This window comes from Streptomyces sp. JK94 (assembly GCF_053613315.1).
In genome coordinates this window covers 198,174-215,769 of the sequence record NZ_JBSICH010000012.1, presented here as the reverse complement: position 1 = coordinate 215,769, position 17,596 = coordinate 198,174, and the positions used below count along the sequence as shown (strand labels likewise).

The 17,596-nt window shown below is 72.1% G+C and carries 17 protein-coding genes; 2 read left to right on the top strand and 15 right to left on the bottom strand.

The genetic code is table 11. The features are described 5' to 3' along the window. Positions 1–125: 125 nt before the first annotated feature. The gene (locus tag ACVV2G_RS12960; protein ID WP_416529199.1) at positions 126–413 is read left to right on the top strand and encodes a putative quinol monooxygenase; all 288 of its coding nucleotides are present in this window, start codon (positions 126–128) and stop codon (positions 411–413) included. A gap of 455 nt (positions 414–868) precedes the next feature. Here the strand turns inward: ACVV2G_RS12960 and ACVV2G_RS12955 are convergent, their stop codons facing one another. From ACVV2G_RS12955 to ACVV2G_RS12895, 13 genes are all read right to left on the bottom strand, one after another. Then, positions 869–1,873, bottom strand: coding sequence for a methionine synthase II (cobalamin-independent)-like protein (locus tag ACVV2G_RS12955; RefSeq protein WP_453842822.1), 1,005 nt, complete (start codon positions 1,871–1,873; stop codon positions 869–871). 2 nt (positions 1,874–1,875) lie between these two features. Further along, on the bottom strand, positions 1,876–2,358 hold the full coding sequence (locus tag ACVV2G_RS12950; RefSeq protein ID WP_453842821.1) for a GlcG/HbpS family heme-binding protein: 483 nt from the start codon (positions 2,356–2,358) through the stop codon (positions 1,876–1,878). Beyond that, positions 2,355–3,140: an alpha/beta fold hydrolase gene (locus ACVV2G_RS12945; protein WP_453842820.1), complete on the bottom strand. Its 786-nt coding sequence runs from the start codon at positions 3,138–3,140 to the stop codon at positions 2,355–2,357. Before ACVV2G_RS12945 ends, ACVV2G_RS12950 begins: the two co-directional genes overlap by 4 nt. 25 nt (positions 3,141–3,165) lie before the next feature. Continuing rightward, a complete protein-coding gene (locus ACVV2G_RS12940) occupies positions 3,166–3,537 on the bottom strand; it encodes a VOC family protein (protein WP_386316111.1) in 372 nt (123 codons plus the stop codon). Next, positions 3,534–4,316: a fumarylacetoacetate hydrolase family protein gene (locus tag ACVV2G_RS12935; RefSeq protein ID WP_453842819.1), complete on the bottom strand. Its 783-nt coding sequence runs from the start codon at positions 4,314–4,316 to the stop codon at positions 3,534–3,536. The genes ACVV2G_RS12940 and ACVV2G_RS12935 overlap by 4 nt, the downstream gene beginning before the upstream one ends. Then, entirely contained in the window at positions 4,313–5,761 is a 1,449-nt protein-coding gene (locus ACVV2G_RS12930) for an NAD-dependent succinate-semialdehyde dehydrogenase (RefSeq protein WP_453842818.1), read from the bottom strand. The genes ACVV2G_RS12935 and ACVV2G_RS12930 overlap by 4 nt, the downstream gene beginning before the upstream one ends. 23 nt (positions 5,762–5,784) lie before the next feature. Next, positions 5,785–6,702, bottom strand: coding sequence for a VOC family protein (locus tag ACVV2G_RS12925; protein WP_453842817.1), 918 nt, complete (start codon positions 6,700–6,702; stop codon positions 5,785–5,787). A gap of 314 nt (positions 6,703–7,016) precedes the next feature. After that, positions 7,017–7,928 carry a LysR family transcriptional regulator gene (locus ACVV2G_RS12920; protein ID WP_453842816.1) on the bottom strand — a complete coding sequence of 304 codons (912 nt, stop codon included), beginning with the start codon at positions 7,926–7,928 and terminating at the stop codon, positions 7,017–7,019. A 119-nt stretch (positions 7,929–8,047) separates the two neighbouring features. Continuing rightward, positions 8,048–8,947: an ATP-binding cassette domain-containing protein gene (locus tag ACVV2G_RS12915; RefSeq protein WP_453842815.1), complete on the bottom strand. Its 900-nt coding sequence runs from the start codon at positions 8,945–8,947 to the stop codon at positions 8,048–8,050. Further along, positions 8,944–10,908, bottom strand: a complete 1,965-nt coding sequence (locus tag ACVV2G_RS12910; protein ID WP_453842814.1) for a dipeptide/oligopeptide/nickel ABC transporter permease/ATP-binding protein — start codon at positions 10,906–10,908, stop codon at positions 8,944–8,946. The genes ACVV2G_RS12915 and ACVV2G_RS12910 overlap by 4 nt, the downstream gene beginning before the upstream one ends. Continuing rightward, a complete protein-coding gene (locus tag ACVV2G_RS12905) occupies positions 10,905–11,846 on the bottom strand; it encodes an ABC transporter permease (protein WP_453842813.1) in 942 nt (313 codons plus the stop codon). The genes ACVV2G_RS12910 and ACVV2G_RS12905 overlap by 4 nt, the downstream gene beginning before the upstream one ends. 3 nt (positions 11,847–11,849) lie before the next feature. Continuing rightward, a complete protein-coding gene (locus ACVV2G_RS12900) occupies positions 11,850–13,379 on the bottom strand; it encodes an ABC transporter substrate-binding protein (protein WP_453842812.1) in 1,530 nt (509 codons plus the stop codon). Between the two features lie 49 nt (positions 13,380–13,428). After that, a complete protein-coding gene (locus ACVV2G_RS12895) occupies positions 13,429–13,992 on the bottom strand; it encodes a carboxymuconolactone decarboxylase family protein (RefSeq protein WP_453842811.1) in 564 nt (187 codons plus the stop codon). A gap of 233 nt (positions 13,993–14,225) precedes the next feature. On the opposite strand from ACVV2G_RS12895, the gene ACVV2G_RS12890 reads away from it, so the two are divergent. Continuing rightward, positions 14,226–14,636 (top strand): cupin domain-containing protein, encoded by a 411-nt coding sequence (locus ACVV2G_RS12890; protein WP_453842810.1) that lies wholly within the window; start codon positions 14,226–14,228, stop codon positions 14,634–14,636. Positions 14,637–14,674: 38 nt separating this feature from the next. On the opposite strand, the gene ACVV2G_RS12885 is transcribed toward ACVV2G_RS12890, so the two are convergent. Together ACVV2G_RS12885 and ACVV2G_RS12880 are read right to left on the bottom strand one after the other, a co-directional pair. Then, on the bottom strand, positions 14,675–15,643 hold the full coding sequence (locus ACVV2G_RS12885; protein WP_453842809.1) for an Lrp/AsnC family transcriptional regulator: 969 nt from the start codon (positions 15,641–15,643) through the stop codon (positions 14,675–14,677). Between the two features lie 220 nt (positions 15,644–15,863). Then, positions 15,864–17,474, bottom strand: coding sequence for an MFS transporter (locus tag ACVV2G_RS12880; protein ID WP_453842808.1), 1,611 nt, complete (start codon positions 17,472–17,474; stop codon positions 15,864–15,866). Positions 17,475–17,596: the final 122 nt, after the last annotated feature.

The following is a 17,596-nucleotide window of genomic DNA, read 5'->3' as shown; positions in this document are numbered from 1 at the left end:
CACCAGCCCGGCGGCGGCAGGCATTGCTTGCACCGCGCGCAGGTGGGCCGGGAGGTGATCCGTGCTGGAATCTGCTGGCCGGACGGTACGCCCGTCAGTCGTGAGCAGCCGAGGAGAGACACATCATGGCCTACGCAGTCGTCGCCCACTACCGCTGCGCGCCCGCGGACGCGGACGCGGTGCGAGCCGCCCTGCTGACGGCGCGGGAGGCGACCCGTGCCGAACCGGCGAACCTCGCCTACGACGTGCACGCGGTGGCGGACGAGCCCGGCGGCTTCCTGCTGTACGAGCGCTACGAGGACGCTGCCGGGTTCGAGGCGCACAAGGCGGCCCCGCACTTCAAGGAGCAGATCGTCGAGACCGTGTGGCCGCTGCTGACGGACCGGTCGGTCACCTTCGCCGAGGTGCTCTGACGGCGCGGGCCCCGGGCCGTTACCGGACCCCGCCGGACCGGCCGCCGCTCCGCCGGCCGCCGGGGTCCGGCCGGTCGACGCGCCGGGCGCGCGGGTGCGCCGGCCGGTGGTGCTCGGCCCCGGGGGGCGGCGCCGCCGGCCCTTTCGGCTGATGCCGCCGTACGACTTGGCGCCGGCCGCCGTCACCGGTGCCGGGGCCCGGCGGCGGGAGCCGTGCGCCCGGGCGGAGCGAGGGGCCGCCGCCGGGCGCCGAGGGGGCTCGGCACCGGCCGCACGGCACGTGCGGGGCGCCGAAGGCGCGCGTCCGGGCCCGCCCGGCCGGCGACGGCACGCCGTGCGCACGTGGCCGTGCGTACCCCGCGCGCACGTGGCCGTGCGTCCCGCCGGTGGCGGAGGGCGGCGAGGGGCCGAGGTGCCCGGGAACCGGGGGACGGACCGGCCCCCGCCGCCTCCGGTCAGAACTCGTTGCCCCAGCAGTACCGGGCGATCGTCTCGACCAGCACCATCTTGCGGCGCTGGTCCTCCGCGTCGAGCAGCGGCCGGGCCGCGACGTCCGCGAAGCCCCGGGAGGGGGCGACGGCCGCGTCCTCCAGGTCGACGAACGCCTCCAGCGGGTCGATGCGGGACATCACCGTGCCGATGTCCTCCAGCTCCGGCCGGGTCGCGTCGACCACGCCCAGGCAGAAGTCCCGTCCCTCGGGCAGCGCCCGCACGAGGTCGGTCTCGGCGACGGTGCCCTGGTCGAACGGCAGCACCCAGCGGTCGGCCGGGATCGCGGCGTACATCCGCTCGGCGCGGGCCCGGTCCACCGCGTCCGGGGCCGCCCAGCCGGGCGCCACCCCGACACGTACGCCCTCGGGGCGCTCGTCCAGGCGTACCGCCGCCGCGTCGACGGCGAGGGCGTCCCCGAAGGCGAGGGCGCCGCCGGGAGCCGGCTCGGTGCCGGTCTGGCCGAGCAGGAGCGGGTTGTTGAGCTGGATCAGGCGGACGCCCTTGGCGACCAGCAGGGCGATCTCCGCCTGGATGATCTCGGCGAGGGCCTCGCCCAGTTCGCGGGCGGAGGAGACGCCGAGGCCCGGCTGGTACGTGGTGGCCGCGAGGTACGCGGGCGAGGGCAGGGAGGCCTTCGGGGCGATCACCGTCTGCTCGGCGAGCCGGCCGGCCCAGTCGGCGAGCAGCGGGCCGTCGGCCTTCGGCAGCGACTCGGCGACCCAGCGGACCAGGCCGTCGGGTCCCGTCTCGTCGGTACGGCGGAAACCGGTGACGGTGTCGAGGACGGCTGCGCGGAAGTCCTCGCGGGGGAAGTCGCCGTCGGTGACCACGGTGGAGCGCAGCCCCCGCTGGTAGACGACGGCCTCGCGGACCGCGGCCGCCACGGACTGGGGGTCGCCGGGCACGAGGCCGGCCGGGCGGACCAGGCTGCCGTGGTGGTCGATGCGGTAGTTGAACGTGTCCGCCATGGTCAGCTCTCCTTCGGGGAGTCGGGGCCGGCGGGCTTGCCCGCGACACCCCAGGCGGCGAACTCCAGTTCGTAGCCCAGGGATGCGAGTACCTCGTCGGCGATGACCTGGTCCTCGTCGGCGGTGCCGCCGGCGATGCCGAGGCCGCCGATGATCTCGCCGTCCCTCTTGATGGTGACGCTGCCTTCGGTGGCCATGATGGGCATGGCGGCACCGGGGAGCTGGGAGAGCTGGGAGAAGAAGACGGGCTGGTTCTCCTGCCACTTCTTCAGCATCTTGCCGGGGCGCTGCATGACGGCGGCGGTGTACGCCTTGGCACGGGCGATGTCGGGGGTGAGCGGGCGGGCGCCGTCGGGGCGGCGGATGGCGACGACGAAGCCACCGGCGTCGACGACGGCGACGCTCACCGCCTTGCCGATGGCCTGGGCGCGCTTCTGCGCGGCCTCGATGATCTCCTCGGCGGCGTCGAGGCTGATGTTGCTCATGCGGCTTCCTTCGGGGCGGTGAGGGTGCGGCGCAGTCGGGCGATGGCGGCGTTGTACGGCTCGGGCGTCTCCCAGTACATGGAGTGCGGGGCGCCCGGGACGATCTCCAGGTGCGAGCCGGGCAGCAGTTCGTGGGCGCGGGTGACGGTCTTGACGCCGAGCACCGCGTCCTTCTCGCCGACCAGGAAGGCGACCTTGACGCCGGAGTTCTGGATCTCCCCCAGCGAGGGGCCGTTGGTGTCGAGGTTGCGCAGGTCCTGCATCCTGGCCACGTTGAACGTGCCCATCTGCTGGAACAGGAAGGTGAGGTCGGCGCGCTCGCGCTGGAACGGCTTGGTCAGCAGGCGGTCGATGACCGGCAGCTTGACGGCCTCGGCGCGGTCGGCGGCGGCCAGTTCCCTCAGCTCGGGGTGGCTGATGCCGCCGAGGGAGTGGCCGAGGACGACGGAGGAGACCCGGTCGGGACGCAGCAGGCCGGCGCGGAGCGCGGCGACGGAGCCGATGGACTGGCCGACCAGCATGACGTCGGTGAGGTCCTCGGCCTCCAGGACCGCGACGACGTCGCCGGGGAAGTCCTGGCCGTCGAACTCGGGCATGGAGCTGTCGGACTTGCCGAAGCCGCGCAGGTCGACGGTGACGACGGTGAACTCGTCGCGCAGGGCCGCGACCTGCTGCCACCAGGCGGCGTGGTGGCCGCCGCTGCCGTGCACGAACAGGATCGCCGGGCCGCTGCCGTGGCGCTCGTAGTAGAGGGAGGTGCCGTCGGAATCGGCGTAAGGCATGGAAGGAACTCCTCAGCGGCGCTGATCAGTTGGGGCGCTTGCCGTGCCAGACCAGCTCGATCATGGTGTGGTCGGGGTCGTGGATGTAGCAGAACTTGGACTGGTTCTCGGGGCGCTCGATGGGCCGGGTGTGCCGGATTCCCAGCTCCCCCAGGTGGGCGAGGAAGTCGTCCCAGTCGTCCACCTCGACGGCGAAGTGGTAGGGCGCCATGCGCTCCATCTCCTCGACCGGGGTGAAGTGCAGGTCGAAGTTGCCGCGGGTCATCAGCACCACGCGGGTGTTGGACTTGGGCATGATCCGCTTCATGCCGAAGACCTTGGTGTACCACTCGGCGGTGCGGTCGGGGTCGGTGGTGGGGAAGTTGACGTGGTGGATGTAGCGGGGTGCTGCGCTCATGGCTGTTTCCCTCGTTCCTCTTCCAGTTGTACGGGGTTGGACAGCACGCCGATGCCGCCGATCTCGACCTCGACGGTGTCGCCGGGTTCGAGCTGGCAGGTCGACTCGGCGCCCATCCACAGCACGTCACCGGGGTGCATGGTGACGTGCTTGGTGAGCTCGACGATGTGGTCGAAGGGGTCGAACACCATGTCGCCGGTGGCGAACTCGGCTCGGGTTTCGCCGTTGACACGGAGGGCGGTGGTCTGCGCGAGGGCGTCGACGTCGGTCTCGATCCAGGGCCCCATGGGCTTGAAGGTGTCGCTGTTCTTGCTGCGCCAGAAGGAGCGGTCCTGGTGCTGCCAGGTGCGGGCGCTGATGTCGTTGCCGATGGTCCAGCCGAATATCGACGCGCGGGCCTCGTCGTGGGTGGCGCGCCTGAGGGTGCGGCCGATGACGGCGACGAGTTCGGGCTCGGCCTCGAAGCGTCCGGTCACCTCGGCCGGTTTGAGGATCGGCGTGCGGTGGCCGGTCAGCGCGTTGTTGGCGCGGTAGCCGACCTCGGGGCGCTCGGGGGTGGCGGCGCCGGCGTGAGCGATGTGCCGGGGGTAGTTCATGCCGACGGCGTAGAAGACGGACGGGACGACGGGCGGCAGCCAGTGCGCGCCCTCGCGCGGCACGGCGCCCAGTACGTCGGGGTCCGCCTCCTGGAGCGGGGAGCCGGCCAGCAGCTCGATCTCCCGCTCCCCCACCCGGCCCCAGACCGCCCGCCCGCCGATCGAGATGCGCGCGTACCTCATGGCGCCAGCAGGTGGGACACGCGCTTGGTGACCAGGTAGGCGTCCAGCGCCTCGGGGCCGCCCTCGCGACCGTAGCCGCTGTCCTTGACACCGCCGGAGGGGGCCTCGTGGACGGAGCCGCCGCAGTGGTTGATCGACAGGATGCCGGCCTCCAGCTCCGCCGACAGCCTCTCGGCGGTGGCGGCGGAGTCGGTGAAGCCGTAGGCGGCCAGACCGTACGGCAGGCTGTTCGCGAGCGCGAGCGCCTCGTCGAGGTCGCTGAAGGCGACGATCGGTGCGAGCGGACCGAACGGCTCCTCGCTCAGCAGTTCCGCGTCCTCGGGTACGCCGGTGAGGACGGTCGGCGCGAAGAAGTAACCGGGCCGGTCCGGGCGCTCGCCGCCGGTGAGGATCCTGGCGCCGCGGGCGACGGCGTCGGCGGTGAGGCGCTCCATGGCCTTCAGACGGCGCTCGTTGGCGAGCGGACCCATGCCGGTGGACTCGTCCAGGCCGTCACCGAGGGTGACCGCCTCGGCGGCCTTGACGAACTCGGCGGTGAACTCCTCCACGAGCGACTCGTGGACCAGGAAGCGGCTGGGCGAGGTACAGACCTGTCCGGCGTTGGCCCACTTGGCCTGGGCGGCCTTGCGGGCGGCCTTCACCGGGTCGGCGTCGGCGCAGACGATGACCGGGGCGTGGCCGCCCAGCTCCATCAGGGAGGGCTTCATGACCTGGCCGGCCCTGGCGGCGAGGAGCTTGCCGACCGGGACGGAGCCGGTGAAGGCGACCAGGCGGGTCACCGGCGAGGCGATCAGGTGCTCGGAGACCTCGGCGGGCTCGCCGAAGACGAGGTTGAGGACGCCGGGCGGCAGGCCCGCGTCGGCGTAGCAGCGGACCAGTTCCATCGCGGTGGCCGGGGTCTCCTCGGACGCCTTGATGACGAGGGAGCAGCCGGCGGCGAGCGCGGAGGAGATCTTGCGGTTGGGGCCGCCGACCGGGAAGTTCCACGGGACGAAGGCGGCGACGGGGCCGAGGGGTTCGCGGCGCACGGTCAGAACGGTGCCGGGGTCGGCGGGGATGATGCGGCCGTAGGCGCGGCGGGCGTCGTCGGCGTGCCAGCGCAGGGTGCCGGCGGTACGGCGGGCCTCGCCGGTGGACTCCCTCAGGGGCTTGCCCTGCTCCCGGGTGGAGATGCGCCCGATCTCCGCGGCCCGCTCGCCGATCAGGTCGGCGGCGGCGTGCAGGATGCGGGTGCGCTCGGTGACGGGGGTCGCGCGCCACACTCGGAAACCCCGGGCCGCGGCGTCGAGCGCGCGGTCCAGGTCGGCCGTGGTGGCCAGGGGGACTTCCCCGATCACCTCCTCGGTGGCGGGGTTGACGATCGGTGCGGTACGTCCGGTCTCGCCCTGGCACCACTGGCCCGCGATGTACATGCGGACGGCGGGGTAGCCGTGGTCGGTGGTCATGGGTGGGTGCCCTCTCAGGGGATTCAGGAGGCGGGGGCGTCCTGGTCGCGGTTGGTGCGCAGGGCCCAGATGTGGTGCGGCGGGGTCTCCCGGTGCACGCGGGTCTCGTAGCTGTCGTCGACCCGGTCCATGTCCGCGGCGTACTCCACGCGTCCGCCGCAGGGGGCGTGCAGGAAGCGGAAGACGTTGGAGCCGACGGTGTGCCGGCCCAGCTTGCGGGCCTCGCGCCAACCCCGTTCGATCATGTGGTTGCCGCCCTCGATGACGTCGTCGAAGCCGGGGACCTCGTAGGCGATGTGGTTCATGGAGACGCGGTCGGGGCGGTGGCAGAGCAGCATGGTGTGCTGGTCGTCGTCGCCCGGGGCCTGCATGAAGACGCCCATGGGCTCGACGACGTCGGTGGGGCGGAAGCCGAGGAGGCCGGTGTAGAAGGCGACGGCCTCGTCCTTGCCCTCCTTGGCGATGTTGAGGGCGACGTGGCACATGCGCAGCGGGAAGGCGCGGGTCAGCGGCTCCAGTGCCTCGTTCCAGCGGTTGACGCTGCCGAGGGTGTTGGCGCGGCGCGGGCCGACGGTCACCTCCCTGGGCCGGGCCAGGGTGAGGCCCACGCCGAAGCCGCTGCGGTCGACGGTGTGGTGGACGCCGTCGGCGCTCGCGCGGACCGTGTGGTCGCGGGCGACGGCGGCCACCAGCCGGTCCAGTTCCTCCTGGGTGTCGACGCCCCACACGACCTCGCGCAGGGTGGGGCCGTCCTCCACCGCCGGTGGCAGCAGGGGGCTCGGGTCGGTGTCCAGGTGGAGGGTCTGTCCGGTGAGCGTCTCGAACACCGCGTGTTCGTCGGTGCGCTCCACCAGGAAGAGCCCGAAGTCCTCGAAGAACCGGACGCATTCGCCGAGGTCGTCGATGCTGTAGGTGACCGACTCGATTCTCTGGATTCCCATGGATTCCTCGTTTCCGTCTCGCCTGGTGAGCGTAGGTTTGCGGGCGCGGGGCCTCAATGGCCCGAGGGACGCCGGGTGCGCAACCCTTTCTTGCGCCGCGGGACCAGGGCTCGGGCTCCGGGCCGGAGGGCGGGGTCGGGGCTCAGGGCCGGAGGGAGGGCTCAGGGCCGGAAGGCGGGCTCCGGGCCAGGGGGGCTCAAGGCCTGAGGGCGGGGCCCCGGGCTCCCGGGCCCCCAGGACGAGGTTCCGGCCCGGAGGGCGAGGCTCCGGGCCCGCAGGGCGAGGCTCCGGGCCCGCAGGGCGAGGCTCCGGGCTCAGGGCCGGATGGCGGGGATCGGGTTCTGGGAGAACCACTCGGCGAGGAAGTCCAGGAAGACGCTCACCTTGCGCGGGGTGTCCTGGCCGGGGCCGTAGATCGCGTAGAGCGGGCGGTCGGGCACCGCCAGTTCCGGCAGCAGCACCTCCAGGGCGCCGGCGGCGATGTCGTCGTGGACCGGGCGCTGGGGCAGCAGGGCGATGCCCCGGCCGTGTACGGCGGCCTTCTGGAGGGCGATGTAGGAGTTCGACGAGAACGCGATGTTGCGGATCTTGTGCAGGGTGCTGGCGTGTCCGTGGCCGAGCCGCCACACCGGGTCGTTGACGTGCACGAGGCAGTCGTGGTGGGCGAGGTCGTTGGGGTGGGACAGGGCCCCGTGCCGCTCGACGTACCCCCCGGAGGCGCACAGCACGAAGGGCAGCGAGGAGATCTTCTTCAGACGGACGCTCGAGTCCCGCAGGTCCCGGGTGTGGAAAGCGACGTCGAACCCGCTGTCCAGGAAATCGTAGGTCCGGTCCGACATGCCGCCCAGCTCGAAGCGGATGTGGATTTTGGGATGGGCGGCGGAGAACGCGGCGATGGCGTCGCCGAGGTCGAGGCTGCCGATCCATTTCGGGCAGATGACGCTGAGGGTGCCTTCGGCCCGGTCGTGGCGCTGGGCGATGCCGGCGTCCTCGGCCTCGATCTCGTCCAGGATGCGGGCGGCGAACTCCGCGTAACGCTGGCCCGGCTCGGTCAGGCTCACCGAGCGGGCCGTGCGGTTGACGAGGCGTACCCCGATCTGCCGTTCCAGTTCGGCCACGTGCCGGGACACCAGGGAGCCCGACGAGCCCAGTTTCTTGGCCGCGCCGCTGAAACTGCCCACCTGGGCGACGGTGACGAAGCTGTGCATGAGGAGAAGGCGGTCCAAGGTTCCTCCCGGGCCGTGACGGCGACCCGCTCCGGGCCATGACAGGACCCGAAACGGGACGGCCTCTTGGCGGGGGCTTCAGGTTAAGTGATCGTCCAACTTTGTAAAGGGTTCTGACCTCACAGTTTCCTCGGGGGCGGGGCACTCCGGTGGGCCGCGCGGCGGGCTCGACGGTGTTCCCTGCCCTCCGGGTCGGTGGCGGGGATCGCCGCGAGCAGTCTGCGGGTGTAGGGCTGGCGCGTGGAGCGGAAGAGCTGCTCCGTCTCTTCGAACTCGACGAGCCGGCCGGACTGGAGGACGGCGACGCGCTGTGCGATGTGGCGCACCAGTCGCAGGTCGTGGGTGATGAACAGGAAACTGATCCCGGTGGCCTCCTGGAGGTCGGCCAGGAGGTTGACGATCTGGCTCTGGGTGGAGACGTCCAGCGCACTGACCGCCTCGTCGCACACCACCAGGCGCGGCCTGAGGGCGATCGCGCGGGCGATGGCCACGCGCTGGCGCTGGCCGCCGGAGAGTTCCATGGGATAGCGGGCGCGCAGGGCCGGGTCGAGACCGACCATGCGGAACGCCTCGGCGGCGGCGTCCTCGCGTTCGGCGCGGCCGCCCCTGCCGTGGCGGCGCAGCGGGCCGGTGACGGCCTCGCCCACCGTGTGGCGGGGGTTGAGCGAGGACGCGGGGTCCTGGAAGACGGCCTGCACGTCGCGCCGGTACGACAGGGGGGTGGACCGGCCGAAGGCGGTGACCTCGCGGCCGTCGAACGTGATGGTGCCGGCGGCAGGATCGACGAGGCGCAGGAGGGCGCGGCCGATGGTCGACTTGCCGGAACCGGACTCGCCGACGAGACCGAGGGTCTCGCCGGGCCGGATGTCGAAGCTGACGTGGTCGACCACGTTGGTGGCCGTCTTCCGCCAGGATGCGGCGCGGCCCGTGCGGTAGCTGACACAGAGGTCGCGGACTTCCAGCAGGGGGCCGCTGTCCGCCACCGAGGTGGCGGACGGGGCGGGGGACGCGGTGGTCACGGCTTGGACACCTCCAGGACGAGGTCCTCGGCACGGGCACAGCGCACGTCTTCCTCCAAGGACACGGGGCGCTGCCGGCAGCTGTCCTCGGCGTAGGCGCAGCGGTCGGCGAAGTGGCAGCCCGCGGGCCAGGACCCGGCGGGCGGGACGTGACCGGGGATGGTGGGCAGACGCCCCGGACGTCCCTCGGGGACCTCGCCCGAGGGGCTGGAGGCCATGAGCGCCGCGGTGTACGGATGGCGGGGCCGGTGCAGCAGGTCGGACACCTCGCCGACCTCCACGACCTGGCCGGCGTACATGACGGCCACCCGGTCGCAGGTCTCGGCGACCACCCCCAGGTCGTGGGTGATCAGGACGATGGACATGTCGAACTCGTCGCGCAGTTCGAGGAGCAGGTCGAGGACCTGGCTCTGCGTCGTGACGTCGAGCGCGCTGGTGGCCTCGTCGGCGATGAGGACGTCGGGACCGGCCGCGAGGGCCATGGCGATGGCGACGCGTTGTGCCATGCCGCCGGAGAACTGGTGCGGGTAGTCGTCGAGCCGCCGTTCGGCGTCCCGTACGCCGACCCGGGTGAGGAGTTCGACGGCGCGCTCGCGGGCCTTCGTCTTCGTCATGCCGAAGTGCAGGCGCAGCGGCTCGCACAGCTGCCGGCCCACGGTGTGGACCGGGGACAGGGCGGTCATGGGGTCCTGGAGGACGACGGAGATCCCGGAGCCGCGGTGGGCGCGCATCTCCTTCTCGCCGAGCCCGGCGATCTCCACGCCGCCGAGGCGGACGGAGCCCTCGGTCAGGTGGACGCCGCGGGGCAGCAGGCCGAGCGCGGAGCGGGCGAGGATCGACTTGCCGGATCCCGACTCGCCGAGCAGCCCGAGGACTTCGCGGCGGCGCAGCGTGAGGGACGCGTCCTGGACCAGGGGCACGGGGCCGTCCGGCCCGTCGAGGGTGACCGTGACGTCGCGGATGGCGAGTACGGCGTCGTCGTCCGTGCCGGCCGCACCCTTCCCGGGGACCGGGGGCTGCGCGGGCACGGGCTTGACGCCGCCGCGGAAACGGCGCCGCGCCGACGCGCGGCCGCCGCCCATGAGCGCGTCGTTGATGCCGTCGCTGATCACGTTGAAGGCGAGCACGGTCACGACGAGGGCGACGCCGGGCGGGAAGGGCAGGAAGGGCTGTTCGGCCTGCTGCTCCGCGGCCAGGGAGAGCATCGCCCCCCACGAGGCGGTGTCGGACTCGAGGCCGAGGCCGAGGAAGCTGAGGACGGACTCGATGACCACCGCGTGCCCGAGAAAGCCGGCCGCCTGCACGGCCAGTGGGCCGGTGAGGTTGGGCAGCACCTGCCGGAAGAGGATCTCCGAGGTGCGCAGGCCGGCGACCTGCGCGGACTCCACGTACTGGCGCTCCCGCTCGGCAAGGGTGACCGCGCGGGTCAGCCGGGCGAAGCTCATGCAGAAGATCAGGCCGACCGCCAGCATGAGCGGCACCAGACCGCGGCCCATGACGGCGATGACGGTGAACCCGACCATGATGCCGGGCAGCGCGTCCGAGACGTCGAGCAGCCGGGAGCCGAGCCGGTCGGTCCAGCCGCCCCGGTAGCCGAGGAGCAGGCCGATGGGCACCCCGATGAGCAGGGCCACGCCCACCGAGCCGACCGAGACCAGCAGGGCGATCCGGGCGCCGTACAGGAGGCGGCTGAGGGTGTCCCGGCCGAGGTCGTCGGTGCCGAGCCAGTGTTCCGCGCCCGGCCCCTGGAGGACGGCGTCGTAGTTGTGCGCCGTGGGGTCGTGGGGTGCGAGCAGGGGCGCGGCGGCGGCGACGAGGACGATCAGGATCAGGACGCCGACGCCGGCCAGGGTCGCCGGCTGCCGCCGCAGGCGGCTCAGCAGGCCACGGCCGCCCTGTTTGCGCGGTGTGCCGGGGCCGGGCCGGCCGGCTCCCTGTGTCGTTGCTTCGGTCACGGTCATTGCGGGCGAACCTTCGGGTCGAGCAGGCCGTAGCCCACGTCAAGAACGAGATTGACGCCGATGACCAGGACGGCGACGACGAGGACGCCGCCCTGGACGACGGGGAAGTCCTTGCCGATGACGCTGTGCAGCAGGAGCTGTCCCATGCCGGGGATGGCGAAGACCGTCTCCACGACGAAGCTCGCGCCGATCAGGATGCGCAGGGTGAGCCCGGTGGAGGCGAGCACGGGGATCATGGCGTTCTTCAGGGCGTAGCGCAGCACGATGCGGCCGCGAGGCACGCCGACCGCGGTGAGGCTGTCGATGTAGGGGGCGGTCAGGCACTTGGCCATGGCGCTGCGGGTCTGGCGGGCGACGATGGCCGCGGCCGGGGCGCCGAGCGCGACGGACGGCAGGATCATGCCGGTGAACCAGGCGGCGGGGTCCTCGGCGAACGGGGTGTAGGCCACCACCGGGACCCAGCCGAGCTGGACGGCGAAGACCAGGGAGAGGACGAGGCCGAACCAGAACTCCGGGATGGCGAGCCCGAGTGACGTCACGCCGTTGACGAGCCGGTCGACGGGGCCGGGCCGCAGTGCGGCGAGCACGCCGAGGAGGAGCCCGAAGACGGCGGCGAACAGGAAGCCACCGCCGACCAGGGAGAGCGTGGCGGGCAGCCGTTCGGCGACGAGGTCGGTCACGGGCAGGCTGTTGGTGTAGGACGTGCCGAGGTCACCGCCGAGCGCGCCGGCGAACCAGTCGCCGAGGCGCTGGAGGAAGGACGCGTCCAGGCCGAGGTCGGCCTCGACCTCCGCCAGGCGTTCCGGTGTGGCCCCGGCCCCGAGGACGGCCGCGGCCGGGCTGCCCGGCACCAGGTACGTCAGCAGGAACACCAGCAGGGACACCGTGGCCAGTTGCGGCAGGGCCAGGGCCAGGCGGTAGGCGATGAGTTTGCTCATCGCTCACTTCCCCGCCGGCCGCAGGGCCCTGTAGTCGACGAGGTTGGTCTCCCACGGCTGGGAGGAGGGCTTGACCCCGGTGACGGCCTTGGTGTTCCAGGCGACCAGTTCCTCGCCCGCCACGTGGGCGCAGGTGAGGGCCTCGTCGGAGATGATCTTGGTGACCTTCTGCCACAGCGCGTCGGCCTCCTCGGAGGCACCGGCGGCGATGGCGGCGTCGGCGGCGGCCTTCAGCTCGGCGCTCTCCACGTGGGAGGGGTTGCCGGGGGCGTCGGCGGCGAACCACGCCTTGTACCAGTCGTACGGGGTCAGCTCGTCGTTGGAGCCGAGGCCGAGGGCGTAGCGCCCGCTGTTCCACTGCGAGAAGTACTGGGGCGGGGCCGCGGACTGCACGGACACCTTGATGCCGATCTTCTCCAGTTGCTGGGCGTAGACCTGGAGCTGCTTCTCGTTGAAGGGCGCGGCCAGTACTTCGACGGAGACCTCCGGGTTGCCGGCCTTGGCCATGAGCTGCTTGGCCTCGTCGAGGTCGTGGGTGTACCCGGCGATGTCGGGGTTGTGTCCGGGCTCTCCCTCGGCGAAGTGCTGGGTGCGGGCCTTGAAGTCGGGTTCGAGCTTGACGATCTCCTCGGTGTTCAGGGCGTAGCAGGCGGCGCGGCGCACGTCGGCGTCCTCGAAGGCGCCGCCGGGGCCGCGGTCGAAGAACATCGGGTTGTTGCGGATCGCCGGGTAGGAGAGGTGCTCGAGGCTGGAATTGCCCTCGATACGACCGAGCTGGGTGGTCTCGGTGTCGGTGAGGGCGATCTCGCCGGTGGCGAGGGCGCCGGTGGCCGCGTTGTCCTCGGGGATCGCGTACAGCTCGACCGTCTGGAAGCCGACGCTGTCCTTGCCGCCCCAGTAGCCGTCGTAGTACTTGAACGCCATGCGGGTGCCCTTGGTGGACGAGCCCGCGTCGTAGGCCCAGGGGCCGGTGCCCACGGGGCTCTGGGCGATCGTGCCGTCCTTGATGGCCTTCGGGCTGCCCATGGGGGCGCCGCGGGTGGAGAGCGTCGTGAGCAGGGACGGGGTCGGCTCGGAGAGGTTGATCCGTACGGTCTGCGCGTCGACGGCGTCGACCGACTCGATCACCTTCAGGGGTCCCGCATAGGCGGTCTTGCCGTCGCGGATGGACTCCAGGTTGACCTTGACGGCCTCGGCGTCGAACGGGGTGCCGTCGTGGAAGGTGACCCCTTCGCGCAGGGTGAGGGTCAGCGTCTTCTCGGTCTGCTCCCACTTGGTCGCCAGGGCGGGGGATATCTCGCCCTTCGCGTCCAGGGCCACCAGGTTCTCGTACGGGACGCGCATGTAGCCGGCTTCCATCTCGGCGCCCGGCGCCCAGCTTTCCGGGAAGCCGCCCCAGTTGACGGCCAGCGTGCCGGAGGTGGACTTGCCCGGGCTCTTCGAACTCCCGGAACAGCCCGTGACGACCATCGCGGTCGCCAGGCAGGCGACGGCCAGGATCTTGGACGTGCTGGTGCTCTTGCTGCTTCTCATGAGCTGACGCCTCCTTGCGCCAAGCACTGCGGGAAGAAGGAGTGGTGGGTTACGGCAGCTCGGGGACCTGGTCGCCGGCTGTGCGACCGTAGCCGCGGATGTCCGGGAAGGGTGGTTCCCTGTCCGGCTGGAGGTCCACCTGGAAGGTGTTCAGGCACATGCCGAGCATGGTGAAGTTGCCGAGCGCGCCGATGGTGTCGACCAGGCCCTTGTTGCCGAAGTGCTGCTGCGCGGCGGCGAAGGTGGCGTCGGTGACGAAGTGCTCTTCCAGGATCTCCTTGCAGAACTGGTAGAACGCCTGGTCGGCCTCGTTGTCGAAGACCGCCTCGCGCTTCTCGGCGATGGCTTTGACGGCCGCCTCCGGGACGCCGGCCTCGACGGCCTGGTGGACGTGTGCGTTCCAGGAGTACTGCGCGTCCCAGTTGCGGGCCGCCATCAGCAGCGTCAGTTCCCGCAGGTGCTTGGGCAGGCTGCAGTCGAAGCGGGCGAACGCGCCGAGGGACTCGGCGCGCTCGCACATCTCCGGGCTGTGCAGCCAGACCCGGAAGGGGCCGCGGACCGCGCCACGGCGGCCGGCGATACGCGCGGCCAGCTCCTTCTGTCGCTGGTCCATTTCCTCTTCGGTGAGAACGGGGAGCCTCATCCGGCCGATACCTGCCTTTTCTTTCCGACGCGTTTCCGCAACGGGTCGAAGCCCTGCGGTGACAGGTGACGGTACAGCCGGGCGGAGGAAGCACACCCCTCCCGGAGCGCAACGTAAACCTGCGCGTGACAGGGCACCGATCCGCGCCCGCGCGACCTAACGTCGTCCGACGCAAGACGACGAACCGGAGAGGAACCCCCACGATGACCACCATCATCAAGGCCGCGTCCGTGCCCCTGCTGGACCGGGGCGGCGCCGTGGTGACGACGCCCCTGATCACGACGCCGTCGGCCGGCGGGGAGAACCTCATCACCAGTGGCATGAGTGTGTACCCGGTGGGTTCCGGGGCCCCGATGCACTCGCACAACTGCGACGAGCACGTGACGATCCTCGACGGTGAGGCGGAGGTGTGGGTCGACGGCGAGGTGACGAGGCTGGAGCGCTTCGACACCACCTACATCCCCTCCCCCGTCCCCCATCTGTTCCGCAACGTCGGCGACACCCCGCTGCGCATCCTGTGGGTGTACTCCTCGGGTCATGTGACCCGTACGTTCACGGAGACCGGCAAGACGGTGGAGCACCTGTCGGACGAGGACCAGATGGGCAGGGACTGAACCGCGCGGCGACGCACGGCCTCGGTGGTGCCGGCGTCTCAGCGGCGGGGGTCGTAGGTGAGGGCCTTCACCCGCCGGAGCGTGGGCACGGTCTCGACGGCGCGTACGCCCCGTGTCGCGCCGACCCGGTCGGCCAAGTAGGCGAACAGCTCCTGCGGGGTGCGGCACAACACCGAGACGACGACGTTGGCCTCGCCGCTGACCACCGCGGCGAACCGCACCTCGCGATGGCCGGCGAGGGCCTGGCCGACCGAGCGCAGCCGTGCCGGTTCCACCCGCAGCCACAGCACCGCCTCGGTTCCGTGCCCGAACGGTTCGAGGTCGTACTCGACGTCGAAGTACAGCACCCCCGACCGGCGCAGCGCTCTCAGCCGTCGCTTGACCACCGTCTCGGTCTGCCCGGTCGCGGTGGCCAGGTCGGTGCCCGTGGTCCGCCCGTCGTGGCGCAGCAGCTCCAGCAGTTCCTCGTCGACGGCGTCCAGGACGACCGTCTCCGGCGCGGCCCCGGGCGGGGCCGGCCGCAGAGCGGCCTCCTGGGCCGGGTCCAAGGCGTCGATCCTGCTGAGCCGGCCGAGCGGCCCGCCGTAGAAGAAGTGCAGGACGCAGCAGGCGTCGACCGAGGTGACGCGGCGGGTGCGCGGAAGCCGGTCCAGCAGGAGGTCGTCGCGGTCCTGCCGGCTGCGCGGCTTCATCGCGCACATCACCTCGGTGCCACCGGACATCAGCCCGACGTACGAGGTGTCGGGCCGGCGTGCCAGGGCGTCGGCCAACGGCTCCGCCGCCCCGGGATTGCAGCGCAGCCGCACGATCCAGTTGGTGCGTCCCAGCCTGCTGTGGTCGGCCACGCCGAGCACCTTGAGCCGGGCCTCGGTCCGCAGCCTGCGGTAGCGGCGGGCGATGGTCTGGTCGGACACCCCGAGGACGTCCGCGATCCGGCTGAACGGCGCGCGGCCGTCCAGTTGCAGGGCCTGCAGCAGGCACAGGTCGAGCGCGTCGGGCTGGTACACGGGGGCCGCCTCTCCTGGGAACGCGCCTGTCTGCGGCGGAGGGTCGCACGGGACGGGCACGTCGCGGGCGCCGCGACACGCGACGGCTGCCTCCCGGCCCTCGCACGGTGAGGGCCGGGACGGTACGGCCCCCGCCCCGGCGCCGGGCCGCCCGCATGGGGGGCGGGAGGCGAGCGGCACGGTCCGCGGCGGGCGGCTTCCGGACCCGAAGGCGCTGGAGTTACGGCCGGTCGGTCGCCGCCGCTGCGGTGACCTGGCGCCGTTCCGCCTCGGCCGGCCGGCCGCCGCCCGAGGCGACGGCCCGGCCTCCTTGCGCGGGGCGCAGCAGCAGGGCCGCGACCGCGGCGCCGAACAGCATGAGGACGCCCGAGACCACCAGGCACAGCTGGAGTCCGTCCAGGAAGGACTGGGACAGCGCGTGCAGGGCCGGCCCGGTGTCCGCGCCCAGCGGCAGGCCGGCGACGGCTCCGAGGCCGTCGGCGTCCACGGCGCGCACGATCTCGCGGCTGACCGGGTCGGACAGTCCGGCGTCGGCGAGGTGGCCGGGCAGGGTGCCGGCTCCCTCAGCGGTCAGGAGGGTGCCCAGGATGGCGGGGCCCAGAGCGCCGCCGACCTGACGGAAGGCGTTGTTGCCCGCCGCCGCCATGCCCGCCTGGTGATGCGGCACCGAGGAGACGGCGGTCGCGGTGATGCAGGGGAAGGCCAGTCCGAGCCCGAGGCCCAGCAGGGCCAGCCGCCAGCCCAGTGACACGAAGGACGTGTCGGTCCCGACGTTCGTCAGCGTGAAGAGGGCCACGGCCGTGACGACCAGGCCGCCGGTGATCAGCACGCGGGGCGACAGGTGGCGCATCAGTCGTCCCACGACGCCCCCCAGGATCATCGGAATCACCGTGATCGTCAGCAGCCGCAGGCCCGCCTCCAGGGTGCTGAGCTGCTGCACCAGGCCGAGGTACAGGCTGAGGACGAAGAAGAAGCCGATCAGGCCGAGGAAGCTGATCATGACGACCAGCGCCGAGCCGGTGAAGGCGGCGCTGCGGAAGAGCGTCAGGTCGAGCATCGGGCTCGGGCTGCGCCGCTCGAACACCACGAACGCCGCGCCGGAGCAGACCGCGACGGCCAGGGCGACGATCACCCGCGCGTCGCCGAAGGAGGAGGCCCCGCCCTCGATGACGCCGTAGACCAGGGCGACGATCGCGAGTGCGGCGGTGATCTGTCCCGGCCAGTCCAGCTTCCGGCCGGCCTGCGCCGTGGACTCCGTCAGCACGAAACCCGCGAGGACCATCGTGAGCAACGACAGCGGGATGGGCAGCAGGTAGATCCAGCGCCAGGCGGCGTGCTCGACGACGACGCCCGCGACGAGCGGGCCGACGGCCAGGGAGCCCATCATCGAAGTCGTCCACAGCCCGATGTACTTGCCCCGCTCGCGCGGGTCGGGGACGGCGTGGCTGATGAGCCCCAGGGTCATCGGCAGCAGCGCGGCGGCGCCCACGCCCAGCAGGGCCTGTCCGGCCCACACCTGGGTGATGGACTGGGCCGACAGGGCCACTCCGGCACCCACCACGCAGAATCCGAGACCCGCCTGGAAGACCTTCTTGCGTCCGTGGACGTCGCCGAAGACCCCCGCGGTCAGGATCAGCGCGGCCACCGGCAGCACGAAGGCGTCCGACACCCAGGACAGGTCGGCCGTCGACGCGCCGAGGGCCTGTTGCATGACCGGCAGGCTCACGGAGACCGTGGTCACCGGCAGATAGCCGACGAACACCCCCAGACAGGCCATGACAAGCGTCGCCGTACGCCGCTCACGGCGTTGTTCCACCACTGCTGCACCCATTCCAGACTCCTTCGCGACGGCAGACGTGCCACCGTCGGCCGTTTGCCCTGGGAACTATGGGGCGCGCCGCCAGGGCGAGGCGAGCCAGGTGCCCCGCAAGGCCCGAATCCGACGGGAACCGC